This window comes from Pseudomonas sp. R3-56 (assembly GCF_051132075.1).
Lineage (GTDB): Bacteria > Pseudomonadota > Gammaproteobacteria > Pseudomonadales > Pseudomonadaceae > Aquipseudomonas.
The window spans coordinates 1,073,367-1,085,700 of sequence record NZ_CP071657.1 but is presented as its reverse complement, the minus strand read 5'-3'; the positions used below and the strand labels follow the sequence as shown (position 1 = coordinate 1,085,700).

Here is a 12,334-nt window from a genome sequence, read left to right as displayed (position 1 = left end):
GTCCCTTTTCTGACTGCACGGTCTTGGCTGGAAGGTAAGCACTCTAAAGTGCCTGCCCGCGGATCAAATCAGCCGAAGGAATGATTTGATCCGCCCGCAAATACTAGCCTTGAGCCATCTCAGGGACATGTTCAGGCGCGGTCAGTGCGCCTCGGTGAAGGCCAGTTTCACGCCAATGGCCACCAGCACGGCGCCCATGGTCCGGTCGAACCAGTGGCCCATGCGGGCGAAACCGGCACGCACCCGCGCCTGGCTGAACAGCATCGCCACCATGCAGAACCACGCCGCCGTGGCGATCGCCAGGTACACGCCGTAGCCGGCCTGGATCGCCAGCGGCGTATGGGGATTGATCACCACGGTGAACAGCGACAGGAAGAACAGCGTTGCCTTGGGGTTCAGGCCATTAGTGACAAAGCCTGCGGTGAACGCACCGCGAGCGGTACGCTCGCCAGCCTCCTTGTGCAGGTTTTCTCCGGAAGCCTTGGCCGGTTGCGCGCGCAGGGCCTTGAAGCCGATGTACAGCAGGTACGCGGCGGCGGCCCACTTCAGCGCGTTGAACAGCACGATCGATTGGGACACGATCAGGCCGATGCCCAGCAACGAATACCCCACATGCAGGAAAATCGCCGTGCCTACGCCCAGCGCCGTCCAGGTCCCGGCACGTCGGCCATGGGTCACGCTTTCGCGCACCACCACGGCAAAGTCCGGACCGGGGCTGGCGACCGCCAGCAGGTGGATCAGGGCGACGGTGAGGAATTCGGTGAGGTACATGGTGGGCTCCTTGCGACATCTCTTGGTGAATGAAATCCCGTGGGCCAGGGAGCTTGCTCCCTCGCTACGATTCATCTGATAGGCTCGCCACATTACGCCTTCGGTTCTTTACATGACAGGTACAGCTGATGACGAACACCGCCCGCGCCGTTTTTCTCGACCACCCTTCCCTGGACCTCGGCGACCTGGACCTGGGCCCGTTGCGCGATTGCTTCGGCGAACTGCAATTGTTCGCCGGGACCCGCCAGGACGAGGTGACCGAGCGACTCAAGGGGGCGACGGTGGCGATCACCAACAAGGTAGTGATCGACGCGGCAGCCATGGCCGCCAGCCCCGAACTGAAGCTGATCCTGATCAGCGCTACCGGCACCAATAACGTCGACCTCGCCGCTGCCCGCCACCACGGCATCACCGTGTGCAATTGCCAGGGCTACGGCACGCCGTCGGTGGCCCAGCACACGATCATGCTGTTGCTGAACCTGGCGACGCGCCTCGCCGACTACCAGAAAGCCGTGGCTGAAGGTCGCTGGCAACAGGCTTCGCAGTTCTGCCTGCTGGACTATCCGATTGTCGAGCTGCAAGGCAAGACCCTGGGTCTGCTCGGCCATGGCGAACTGGGCGGCGCCGTCGCCCGGCTGGCGCAAGCCTTTGGCATGCGTGTGCTGCTGGGGCAGATTCCCGGGCGTCCGGCACGGCCGGATCGCTTGCCGCTGGATGAGCTGTTACCGCAGGTCGATGCCCTGACCCTGCACTGCCCGCTCAACGAGCATACCCGCCACTTCATCGGCGCGCGCGAACTGGCGCTGCTCAAGCCCGGCACGTTCGTGGTCAACACCGCCCGTGGCGGCCTGATTGACGAACAAGCCCTGGCCGACGCCTTGCGCAGCGGTCACCTGGGCGGCGCGGCCAGCGACGTGCTGAGCGTGGAGCCGCCGACCCAAGGCAATCCCTTGCTGGCCGGCGACATTCCGCGACTGATCATCACCCCGCACAACGCCTGGGGCAGCCGCGAGGCGCGGCAGCGGATCGTCGGCCAACTGACGGAAAACGCCCAAGGCTTTTTCAGCGGTACAGCGCGCCGGGTCGTCAGTTGATAAACTGCCGCACTTTTTTACAAGGAGCAGACCATGGATCCGCGCAGTGAAGTACTGCTTCGTCAGCCCGAATTGTTCCAGGGCCCGGTCCTGCTGGCCGGCCTGCCCGCCGACGATCTGCTCGGCCGTTTGCCCGAGGCCCATGGCTGGTGCTGGCATGCCGGCGACCAGGCCGCGCTGGATGCGCGCTTTGCGCAACGTAGCCACTTTGGCGTGAACGTACCCGAGCGGGAATTCGAAACGGCCGTGGTGTTCCTGCCCAAGGCCAAGGACCTGACCGACTACATTCTTAACGCCGTGGCCGCGCGCCTGGCCGGTCGCGAGGTGTACCTGGTGGGGGAAAAGCGCAGCGGCATCGAAGGTGCTTCCAAGCAGCTCAACCCGTTCGGCAAGCCACGCAAGCTCGACAGCGCGCGGCATTGCCAACTGTGGCAAGTCACCGTCGCCAACGCCCCGCAGGCCAAGCCGCTGGAAAGCCTGGCGCAAACCTACGAGCTGCCCCTGGCCGAAGGCCCGTTGAAAGTGATCAGCCTGCCGGGAGTGTTCAGCCATGGTCGGCTGGATCGCGGCAGCGCGTTGCTGCTGGAGCACCTGGACAAGCTGCCGAGCGGCCATCTGCTGGATTTCGGTTGTGGTGCCGGTGTACTGGGCGCGGCGGTCAAGCGCCGCTACCCGCACAATACCGTGACCCTGCTGGACGTGGACGCCTTTGCCGCCGCCAGCAGCCGCCTGACCCTGGCCGCCAACGGGCTCGAAGCCGAAGTGTTGACCGGTGATGGAATCGATGCCGCGCCCATGGGCCTGAACGCAATCCTGAGCAATCCGCCGTTCCATGTCGGCGTGCACACCGATTATCACGCCACGGAAAACCTGCTGCGAAAAGCGGCCAAACATCTGAAAAACGGCGGCGAACTGCGCTTGGTCGCGAACAGTTTCCTCAAGTACCAGCCGCTGATCGAGGAGCATCTGGGCACGTGCACGATCAAGGCCGAAGGCCAGGGTTTTCGCATCTACCGAGCCAAGCGCGGCTAAGGCGTTATTGAAAAACAGCGCTTGCCCAAACGGATTTGCCTAGGCAGAATCCGCTCCGTCCTAGGGGAGTAGTCTCCCGCGAGCGCCATGCTCGCCCGGCATACGTCAACATACTTGGTCAGCAGACCATGGCGTATGCGGCCCAAGCGTCCACGCAGATGGTCGCTGGGTTTGACAAGACCTATGACACGCACACCTTACCCGGGGCGGGAAGGCTGTACGTGTCATAGCCGTGTCGACCCGCCCCTCTTAGGAATCACCTGATGCTGGACTCTTTCCTGGTACCCACCGCCATCGTTGCGCTGGCCGAAATCGGCGACAAGACGCAATTGCTCGCGCTCATCCTCGCCGCACGCTTTCGCAAACCCTGGCCGATCATTGCCGGCATCGTCGCCGCAACCCTGGCCAACCATGCGGCGGCCGGCGCGGTAGGTGCCTGGGTCAGCGGGTTCTTCTCCGACTCGGTGTTGCACTGGATCCTCGCGGCGAGCTTTGCCGCCACCGCGCTGTGGACCCTGGTGCCGGACAAGCTGGACGACGAGGAAGCCAATACGGCTCGCAGGTTCGGACCTTTCCTGACCACGCTGATCGCGTTTTTCCTGGCGGAAATCGGTGACAAGACCCAGATCGCCACGGTGATGCTTGCCGCGCAGTACCCGGAGTTGTGGCTGGTGATCATCGGCACCACCGTGGGTATGTTGATCGCTAACGTGCCGGTGGTACTGGCGGGCAATTTCGCCGCCGAGAAACTGCCGCTCGCCCTCATCCGCCGCCTGGCCGCCTCGGCGTTTTTCATCCTGGCGATCGTCGCGGTGTACAAGGCGATGCAGAGTAGTGGGTGGGTTTGATGCTGTTGTGGCGAGGGAGCTTGCTCCCGCTCGGTTGCGCAGCGACCGCAATATTTTGGGGCCGCTTCGCAGCCCAGCGGGAGCAAGCTCCCTCGCCACAAAAACAGTTTCACCGCATGACGATGATTACTTCCTGGCCTGCTGGTAAAGCGGCATCACCTTCGGAATCGCCGCCTGCAACGAGGCGATCCGGCTCGTCGACGAGGGGTGGGTGCTCATGAATTCCGGTGGTGCCCCTTCCGAAGCCTTGGCCATCTTGTTCCACAGGGTGATCGCCGCGTTCGGGTCGTAGCCGGCCCGGGCGGCCAGCTCGAGGCCGATCAGGTCGGCTTCGTTCTCGTTGCCACGGCTGTTGGGCAAGGTCATGCCGTAGTTGGCCACGGTGTCGGCCAGCGCCAGGCTGTCCTGGCCCAGGCCGAATATGGCACCGGCGCCCTGCTTGGCCATTTCGATGCCATAGGCCTTGGACATCGCTTCACGGCCGTGCTCGCGCAAGGCGTGGGCGATTTCATGGCCCATGATCGCGGCGATCTCAGCGTCGGTCAGCTTCAACTGATCGATCAGGCCGCTATAGAACATGATCTTGCCGCCAGGACCGCAGTTGGCGTTGAGCTCATCACTCTTGATCAGGTTCACTTCCCAGTTCCACTGCGCCGAATCCGGGCGGAACACTGGCGCCTGGGCAATCAGGCGGTCGGCAATGACCTGGAGGCGCTTGGCATCGCTGCTGGTCTTGTCCAGGGCACCTTGGGAGCTCGCCTCACCCAACGTCTTCTGATAGGACTGCGCATACATCTGGTTGACCTCAGCGGTCGACAGCATGCTGAACATGTACTGCTTGCGTTCCACCCCCACGGCTCCGCCGCTGGTGGTATTGACCGATTGGCAACCGGCGAGCAGCAGAGCCGCGCCCAGAGCGCTCACCATCAAAGTCTTGTTCATACAAAAAAAGCTCCATGGAATCGTGGGCGTATCCTAGGCCCTGATTGGTATCGGCGCCAGATACGAAGCGAGGGATTACCGATTTTCGGACAAGTCCCCCTTGGCCCGATTGCGACACCGGTCTAGCCAAAACAGTCATCCGACGAACAGCGCCTCATGCCGGGCCCGAGAAACGCCGATAAAAAGTCCAGACGTCACTTCCGCGTCCGGAGCCTTTATGAAATTCAGATCGATCCAGTTTTCCGTTGCCGCCCTGGCTGGTGCCATCGTGCTCAGCGTGGTCGGCGCCCTGGTGTTGTACGCATTATTCGCCGGCGCCCGCACCCAGGACATGGTGCAACAGCGGACCAAGGCGCAGTTCGAGCAACTCATCGAGCAACGCCTCAGTGCGCTGGCCCGCACCCAGGCCAGCCTGATCCAGCGCGAACTCGAAGCGCCGCTGCTGCTCGCTCGTGGGCTTGCCACCAGCAACGCCTTGATGGGCATGAACGGAACGGACGGCAACCCGCAACTGCAGATCCCGCGCGAGCAGATGATCAGCCTGCTGCGTGAAACCGTGGTGCGCAATCCGAAGATTCTCGGTGCCTACATCGCCTGGGAACCGAACGCCATCGACCACGACGACGCCCGCTATGTAGACAGCCAGGTGCTGGGCATGGAAACCAACGGGCGCTTCCTGCCGTGGTGGTTTCGCAATCAGGACGGCACCCTGGGCCTGGAAAAACTCGCCGACGTGACGGACCAGAAACTGCTGTCCACCGGTATTCGTGCCAGTGAATATTACCTGTGCTCTCAGGACAGCAAAAAAGCCTGCGTGATCGATCCCGCGCCGTACCGCGTCGGCGACACCATGACCATGCTCGCCTCGTTCATCGAGCCGATCCTGATCGATGGCAAGTTCCAGGGCATCGTCGGTGCCGACCTGTCGGTGAACTTCATCCAGGACATGCTCGTCGCCGCCGATGCCAAGCTGTACGACGGCGCCGGGGAAATGGCCCTGCTCGCCAGCAACAACCGGCTGGTGGCCTTCACCAAGGACCCAGGCAAGCTCGGCGAAAAAGCCAGCGACCTGCTGGACGCCAACGAACTGGACAACCTGACCCGGCTCGGCATCGGTGAAGTGCGTTACGACATCGACGAAGAACACGGCCACATCGAGGTGTACATGCCTTTTGGCATCGGCCAGACCGAGGCGCGCTGGACGTTGATGTTGCAGTTGCCGCTGAATGCCGTGATGGCGGATCTGCAAGCCTTGCAGAAAGACCTCGACGATCAGCGCGAAACCGACATCTTCGGCATGGCCATGGTCGGCCTGGCGATTGCCGCGATCGGCCTGCTGGTGATCTGGCTGGTGGGCCACGGTATCGCCCGGCCGCTCAAGCAAATGGTGGCGATGCTCGACGACATTGCCCAGGGCGAAGGCGACCTGACGCGCCGGCTGACCAGCGACCGCGCCGATGAATTGGGGGCCATCGCCAAGGGCTTCAACACGTTTCTAAGCAAATTGCAGGGGATGATCACTCAGGTAGTGACCTCGGTGCAGAGCGTCAGCGATTCGTCGGAGCACACCGCCGACATCGCGATCCGCACCAACCAGGGCGTGCACAAGCAGATGTCGGAAATCGATCAGGTTGCCACCGCCGTACACGAAATGACCGCCACTGCCCAGGACGTGGCGCGGAATGCGAGCCAGGCAGCCCAAGCCGCCAGCCACGCCGACCAGGCCGCCAGCCAGGGCATGCAAATCGTGCGCGACACTTCCAGTTCCATCGGAGCCCTTGCCGTGGAGATTGGCAAGGCCGTGGGCGTGGTGCAGACGTTGGCCAAGGACAGCGAAAACATCAACGCGATTCTCACCGCCATCCGCGGGATCGCCGAACAGACCAACCTGCTGGCGCTCAACGCGGCCATCGAGGCTGCACGGGCCGGTGAGCAGGGTCGCGGTTTTGCCGTGGTCGCCGATGAAGTGCGTAACCTGGCGCAGAAGACCCAGCAGGCCACCGAAGAAATCCAGTCGATGATTCAGCAGCTGCAGCAGGGTACGCGGGACGTGGTACGGGTAATGGAAGACAGCCGGCAGCGTACCGATGAAAGTGTGCAACACGCGGCAAAAGCGGCTCAGGCCCTGGAGACGATTACCCAGGCCGTGTCGGTGATCAGCGACATGAACACCCAGATCGCCAGCGCTGCCGAGGAACAAAGCGCGGTGGCCGATGACATCAACCGTAACGTGATCAACATCGGCCAGGTGGCAAACGAAGTGGCAAGCGGCGCCGACGAGTCCAGCGCGGCCAGTGCCGGGCTGACCAGGCTGGCGGAGCAGCAACGGCGGTTGATCAATCAGTTCAGGGTTTGATCCAACGCCGCCATCGCGAGCAAGCTCGCTCCCACAAAATAGATACGGGTCGCCACAGCATTTTGGGTGACTTGCTATTCCCTGTGGGAGCGAGCCTGCTCGCGAAGAGGCCAATGCTGTCGCCAAAGAACTCAGGCCGGGGTCAGACATTCCGGCCCATTGAGTTTCGGGTCGTTGACCATGTTCGCCAGCACCCGCTCGCGCAGCTGCCCTGGCTCGCTCGCCAGCAACCCTTGCAAGGCATGCAAGGGCGTCTCGGGGTCGAGCCACAGGCGCTGGCCCTCTTCATCCAGAATCAACGGTCGGCGCTGGCCGGCCGCCGGCTGGGTGATGACCGCCGTGCTCAGCCACACCTGTTCCTGCACCGGGTACGCTTCCCAGATCGCCGCAAAGAACAGCGATGAGCCCTCCCCCGGCGTCAGCCAGTACGGGCGCTTGCGCGTACCGCCGCGCCACTCGTAAAAACCATTGGCGGGCAGCAGGCAACGACGCAAACGCAGGGCTTCGCGGAACATCGGTTGCTCGGCCACGGTTTCGGCGCGGGCGTGCGCCGGGGTGCGGGACAGATCGGTCAGCCACGGCGGCGTCAGGCCCCAACGCGCCCGTGCCAGTTCGCGCTGGCCATCGGCGCCGGCGCGCAGCATCAGGACCGAGTCATTGGGCGAGATATTCCATTGGGCCTTCTGGTCGGCGGGGAAGCCGGGCAAGGCCGCGAAAGCGGGGTTCCAGCGAAACAGGGCATAACGTCCACACATGGGGCAACACGACTCTTGTATCAAACGGCCGCCAGCCTAACAGACCAGCGTACCGGGGTAACTGTCAGGCTCATCGCCCGGCACCGGCATTGCAGCATTGTAGGCGGCGATCAGGTCCCGGGCGTATTGCGCCTGCTCGTCCTCCACCGCCAGCCCCAGCAGGCCGTACATCGGCAGCTCACCCGCGCCGCCCACCAGATCGCGGCCCACCAGATGCGCCGTGATGCCTTCGCTGGCGAGCATGCCCTGAAGCAATTCGCCTTCCATCAGGTTTTCCAGCTCGTAGATTCGCTGCATGGCCGCCCCATCATTCGTTTTCGCTGAAGACCTCAAGGTGCCATTCGTCTTCGTGGACCTGCAGGACGAAAGTAATCGGTCGGCAACAGACCTGGCAGTCTTCGATGTAGGTCTGGTCGCCGCCGGACAAATCCACGGAAGACTCCACCTCTTCCCCACAATACGGACATTCATAATGAGCAGCTTCCAGCATCGCGGTCTCCCAAGTGACTTGTGCGTATAATCGCCGGTCTATTTGCAGGGCTATTTTTGCCTGGACTATCTTTCAGGTCGTGCCCCGTCGGTTTTTCGATCGAACCTTTACTTACCCTAGCCGTTTCCAACAAGAGAGCATGATGGGCGAATTCGATGCCATCCGACCTTACAACGACAGCGAAGTCCCAGCGGTGCTGGCACGGCTGCTCAGCGACAAGGCGTTTCTAGATATCCTCACCCACTTCCGCTTCCCGCGCCTGGCCGGCGCTTTCGGCTGGATGCTCAAACCTCTTATAGCGCAGAAGTTGCGTCGAGAGTTCGCCGGTGTGACCTCCGTTGCCACGTTGCAGGACAAAGTCGAGTTCTACGTCGACCACACCATCGAGCGTGCCACCGATGGCGTGACCTACACCGGGGTCGAGCAATTCAAGTCCGGCAATGCCTACCTGTTCATCGCCAATCACCGCGACATCGTGATGGACCCGGCCTTCGTCAACTATGCCGTGTACCACGCCGGCCTGCCGACGCCGCGCATCGCGATTGGCGACAACCTGCTGCAAAAGCCCTTCGTCAGCGACCTGATGCGCCTGAACAAGAGCTTCATCGTGCACCGCTCCATCGCCGGACGCCGGGAAAAAATGGCGGCGTACCAGTTGCTGTCGGCCTACATCAACCACTCGATCCGCAACGATTGCGCCTCGATCTGGATTGCCCAGGCCGAGGGCCGGGCGAAGGACGGTGATGACCGGACCGAGTCGGCGATCCTGAAGATGTTCCACATGAGCCGCAAGGACGAGCCGTTCGGCGAGGTCATCCGCTCGTTGAACCTGACGCCGGTGTCGATCAGCTACGAATATGACCCGTGCGACCAGGCCAAGGCCCGCGAGCTGTACATCCGCGCCACCACCGGCACGTACACGAAGGCGCCGGGCGAGGACGACGTCAGCATTGCCAAAGGCATCACCGGTTACAAGGGCCGGGTCCACGTGAACTTTGCCGCGCCGATCACCGAACTGTTCGAGGACACCAAACAACTGGCCATGGAGATGGACCGGCAGATACTCGGCGGCTATCGCCTGTTCCCGGTGCATTACCTGGCCTACGCGCAATGGGCCGATGCCGACCCGCAGTTGCAGGTTCCGACGGCGGCCGAGGTGTTCGGTGCCGAAGAACTGGCCAAGGCTGAAGAAGAATGGCAGCGCCGGCTGGAAGCCTGCCCGGAGAAACACCGACCGTTTCTGGTGCTGCAATACGCGACACCGGTGCGTAACCAGTATCGGGTCAGGGCGGGGCTGGCGCTTTAAGCGACAGCCCTGAGCGCGAGTGACCTGTGGCGAGGGGATTTATCCCCGCTGGGCTGCGCAGCAGCCCCAAAAGCAACGACCCCGATCGTACTGGTACACCGGGTTGTCTGGCTGGGGGCCGCTGCGCAGCCCAACGGGGATAAATCCCCTCGCCACAAAAGCCGCGACCGATTGTTTTTTGTCAGAACTGCGTGCTGATCCACGACATCAGCAGCGCCAACCCCAGGCAAGCGAAGCCGAAACGGTAGAAAAACCGGTTCATGCGTTGCGTCGCCAGGTCCAGCAGCGCTTCGAATCGTTCATTGCCTTCGCTGCTGCGTTCCGCAAGACAGGCCCGCGCGCGCAGTTCGCGGCGTCGCGTCGCGTGCAGCACCCAGCCACCCGGACAGGCAAACAGCAGCGCGAGCAGGTTGATCAGTTTGGCGGGGTGGGCAGCGAACAGCGAGAACAGTTGCAACGACATCACAAACCTCAAGCGAAAACGGACGCGCTGCGCCCGGAGCTTACGAACAGGGCGCGGATTCTACCGAAAGCCAGTCGCCTTGCGCGGCTTTTTCCGACCGGTAACGATCCCGCTCAATACTGAATGCTTTAGTGGCGATACAACTTTCTAATTCCTAGCGTCACGGTTTCGTCATATGGATAGGCCACCCTGTCGCCCTCCAAAACCGTACGGAATCCGTCATGCTGCACGCCGAAAACCAGGATCGTCTCTACCTGATCAGCCCGAGCGATGAACAACAGAACCTTGTCGGCAGTCTGTCCTTCAATGTCCAGGATCGTCATTGGCTGGTGTACTGCGCCCTCGGCGGCCATCAACATGCGGACCTCCCGGAGACAGACCTGCTGACCGGGATCAGCGTGCTGGAGCTCTATTCCCAGGCTGCGTGAATCACGCCCATAAAAAACCCTGTGGGAGCGACTGTGGGAGCGGGCTTGCTCGCGAATGCGTTGTGCCAGTCGACATTTATGCAACTGATCCACCGCCTTCGCGAGCAAGCCCGCTCCCACACAAGCTCGCTCCCACAGGGATATCAGACTTGCTGCTTACTCCGCCAACACCTGACCAATGGTCGGGTCCTTGAACAGACGGGTCAGGGCATCGCTCAACACGTCGCTGACCAGCTTGGTGTTGGTGTCCTGGTTGGGCGCCATGCCGAAGCGTTGATCCAGCGACGCACCGTAACGACCGCTGTAGCGGCGGTTGGCGTTCTGCACGTCGGAACGGAACGTCGCGCCGATGGTGGCTTCGGTCACGTACATGCCTTCCTTGGGCGACTGGTATTTCAGTTCGGCCAGGGTCACGGTCAGTTGCGGGGCGTTCATTGCGTTCTGCGTCGGGGTGAAGCCCAGCAGACGCACGGCCGCTTCAGCCTGGGCCTGCAACTTTGGCAGGACCTGTGCGCCCTGCACCGTGATCACGCTGGTTTCAGGGTACAGACCACCACGCGTGCCGAGGGTTGGCGACGGGCGGCCGTCTACGACCCGCACCACCACCGGCTGGCCGCGACCCACCGGCGCCAGCTGGGCGTTGAGCTTGGGTTCCGGGTTAAGTTGTTGCGGGCTGTGGGCACAGCCGACAAGGGTCAGACTGGTCACGGCGATCAAACCGAACAACAGGCGTTGCAACATGCTCTTCTCTCCAGAATCGGGCACAAACAGGCCGGCAGTATAGCGGTGCGCCATCGCGGCGAACTAGCGTCGCCGCATGAATACTGAAATGTCTGACAGGGGCCGCGGTGGCCGGTTCCTGTCACCGTGTTGTCATTGTCCTTACACCGGGGTGTCATGCCGGGCTGTCAGACTGGTCCCAAGTTCCCCGGACACGGTATCCGACCATGCGTTTTCTCATCTCCCTGTTTACCCCGCGCCCGCATCACCGCTGCTTCGCCCTGCTCGACCGCAGTGGTCGTTGCCAGGCATTCAAGCAATGCAGCCTGCAGCCCATGGGCGATGGCTGGGTCGAAATCGAAGAGATCCGTCTCAATTGGCTGCATCAGCCGTTGCCCGCCAGCGCCCTGGTACAAGCGCCCCGCGCTCGTGCACGCAGCCGCCAGTTGTTGGCCGTCTGACCGCAAGGCTAATAAAAGTCATAAAACACGACCATTTCCGCGCGTTTCTTCGCTACAATCTCCCCCCGATTATAAGGACGTCTCCTGATCGGGCCCCGCAACGCCGCTGATGCGCTTGTATTGGCACCCCGCACCGCCCACAGAGAGCCGCCCACACAGATCGAGTGAAGCTGGCGCGCTTGCTGTTTCCCTGGCAAATCACTGCTTTTCGCGAATCTGCAGAGCTGTCATTACGCTCGGTCACTGAGCTGTCTGCCCGTTTTGCCTGTCATGTATTACATGAGGGGCATCCAGATCGGGCGCGGTGCCAGGCTGGGACAGCCCTTTTTGAGGTTCACGTCTTCAAAAGAGCGTGAAAAAACGGGTTTTCACAACTTCACAAGAGTGTGGCGAGCAAATGAAGAGTTTTGCGTCTGAACAAGCACCATTGGCGTCTGGAACAGCCCAACGAGACAGGACCGGATATCGCTCAAGAACCGGCGCCTGAAGCCTGTCCGCTACGGATTTGGTTGCACGAACGGATGTCTCGGCCATAAGTCGAATTGCCCGCCCGGCGCTTAAATGAGTTCATGGGACTCTTGAGGCCAGGCTGCATGCATCCGCAGTGTTGCGAAAAATTGCGAAGATTCGGACATGGCGATCCTGGCCATGGATACCTGGGGCGCAAC

The 12,334-nt window shown here is 62.1% G+C and carries 14 protein-coding genes, 1 pseudogene and 1 riboswitch; of the genes and pseudogenes, 8 read left to right on the top strand and 7 right to left on the bottom strand.

All coding sequences use genetic code 11. From position 1 onward, the window contains the following. Positions 1–141: 141 nt before the first annotated feature. Positions 142–771 (bottom strand): LysE family transporter, encoded by a 630-nt coding sequence (locus J3P96_RS05065; RefSeq protein ID WP_305498896.1) that lies wholly within the window; start codon positions 769–771, stop codon positions 142–144. A 128-nt stretch (positions 772–899) separates the two neighbouring features. On the opposite strand from J3P96_RS05065, the gene J3P96_RS05060 reads away from it, so the two are divergent. The 3 genes from J3P96_RS05060 (at position 900) to J3P96_RS05050 (ending at position 3,745) form a co-directional block, all read left to right on the top strand. Continuing rightward, positions 900–1,865 (top strand): 2-hydroxyacid dehydrogenase, encoded by a 966-nt coding sequence (locus tag J3P96_RS05060; protein ID WP_434655738.1) that lies wholly within the window; start codon positions 900–902, stop codon positions 1,863–1,865. A gap of 33 nt (positions 1,866–1,898) precedes the next feature. Beyond that, positions 1,899–2,897, top strand: a complete 999-nt coding sequence (locus tag J3P96_RS05055; RefSeq protein WP_434571887.1) for a methyltransferase — start codon at positions 1,899–1,901, stop codon at positions 2,895–2,897. Between the two features lie 50 nt (positions 2,898–2,947). After that, a riboswitch (yybP-ykoY riboswitch) is annotated at positions 2,948–3,070 on the top strand. A gap of 90 nt (positions 3,071–3,160) precedes the next feature. Beyond that, a complete protein-coding gene (locus J3P96_RS05050; protein ID WP_305498893.1) occupies positions 3,161–3,745 on the top strand; it encodes a TMEM165/GDT1 family protein in 585 nt (194 codons plus the stop codon). A 126-nt stretch (positions 3,746–3,871) separates the two neighbouring features. Here the strand turns inward: J3P96_RS05050 and J3P96_RS05045 are convergent, their stop codons facing one another. Continuing rightward, positions 3,872–4,687, bottom strand: a complete 816-nt coding sequence (locus J3P96_RS05045; RefSeq protein ID WP_434628390.1) for a M48 family metallopeptidase — start codon at positions 4,685–4,687, stop codon at positions 3,872–3,874. A 217-nt stretch (positions 4,688–4,904) separates the two neighbouring features. Here J3P96_RS05045 and J3P96_RS05040 point away from each other — a divergent pair. Both J3P96_RS05040 and J3P96_RS05035 read left to right on the top strand, forming a co-directional pair. After that, a pseudogene (locus J3P96_RS05040) lies at positions 4,905–6,137 on the top strand (methyl-accepting chemotaxis protein); the annotation flags it as partial. 63 nt (positions 6,138–6,200) lie between these two features. Continuing rightward, positions 6,201–7,043 carry a methyl-accepting chemotaxis protein gene (locus J3P96_RS05035; RefSeq protein WP_434658093.1) on the top strand — a complete coding sequence of 281 codons (843 nt, stop codon included), beginning with the start codon at positions 6,201–6,203 and terminating at the stop codon, positions 7,041–7,043. 131 nt (positions 7,044–7,174) lie between these two features. On the opposite strand, the gene J3P96_RS05030 is transcribed toward J3P96_RS05035, so the two are convergent. The 3 genes from J3P96_RS05030 to J3P96_RS05020 are packed head-to-tail and all read right to left on the bottom strand — an operon-like array spanning position 7,175 to position 8,288. After that, positions 7,175–7,798, bottom strand: coding sequence for an SOS response-associated peptidase (locus tag J3P96_RS05030; protein ID WP_305498889.1), 624 nt, complete (start codon positions 7,796–7,798; stop codon positions 7,175–7,177). Positions 7,799–7,834: 36 nt separating this feature from the next. Beyond that, positions 7,835–8,095 (bottom strand): putative signal transducing protein, encoded by a 261-nt coding sequence (locus J3P96_RS05025; RefSeq protein ID WP_434655735.1) that lies wholly within the window; start codon positions 8,093–8,095, stop codon positions 7,835–7,837. 10 nt (positions 8,096–8,105) lie between these two features. Further along, on the bottom strand, positions 8,106–8,288 hold the full coding sequence (locus J3P96_RS05020; RefSeq protein ID WP_434558602.1) for a CPXCG motif-containing cysteine-rich protein: 183 nt from the start codon (positions 8,286–8,288) through the stop codon (positions 8,106–8,108). A 139-nt stretch (positions 8,289–8,427) separates the two neighbouring features. Between J3P96_RS05020 and J3P96_RS05015 the strand changes: the two genes are divergently transcribed. Continuing rightward, entirely contained in the window at positions 8,428–9,594 is a 1,167-nt protein-coding gene (locus tag J3P96_RS05015) for a 1-acyl-sn-glycerol-3-phosphate acyltransferase (RefSeq protein ID WP_434655733.1), read from the top strand. Positions 9,595–9,775: 181 nt separating this feature from the next. Here the strand turns inward: J3P96_RS05015 and J3P96_RS05010 are convergent, their stop codons facing one another. Beyond that, the gene (locus J3P96_RS05010; RefSeq protein ID WP_434571881.1) at positions 9,776–10,057 is read right to left on the bottom strand and encodes a hypothetical protein; all 282 of its coding nucleotides are present in this window, start codon (positions 10,055–10,057) and stop codon (positions 9,776–9,778) included. A gap of 221 nt (positions 10,058–10,278) precedes the next feature. Here J3P96_RS05010 and J3P96_RS05005 point away from each other — a divergent pair, with 221 nt between their 5' ends. Beyond that, positions 10,279–10,485 (top strand): hypothetical protein, encoded by a 207-nt coding sequence (locus tag J3P96_RS05005; protein WP_047229420.1) that lies wholly within the window; start codon positions 10,279–10,281, stop codon positions 10,483–10,485. A gap of 156 nt (positions 10,486–10,641) precedes the next feature. Here the strand turns inward: J3P96_RS05005 and J3P96_RS05000 are convergent, their stop codons facing one another. Next, positions 10,642–11,226: a YajG family lipoprotein gene (locus J3P96_RS05000; RefSeq protein ID WP_305498883.1), complete on the bottom strand. Its 585-nt coding sequence runs from the start codon at positions 11,224–11,226 to the stop codon at positions 10,642–10,644. Between the two features lie 206 nt (positions 11,227–11,432). Between J3P96_RS05000 and J3P96_RS04995 the strand changes: the two genes are divergently transcribed. Further along, a complete protein-coding gene (locus J3P96_RS04995; protein WP_305498881.1) occupies positions 11,433–11,666 on the top strand; it encodes a hypothetical protein in 234 nt (77 codons plus the stop codon). Positions 11,667–12,334 lie beyond the last annotated feature (668 nt).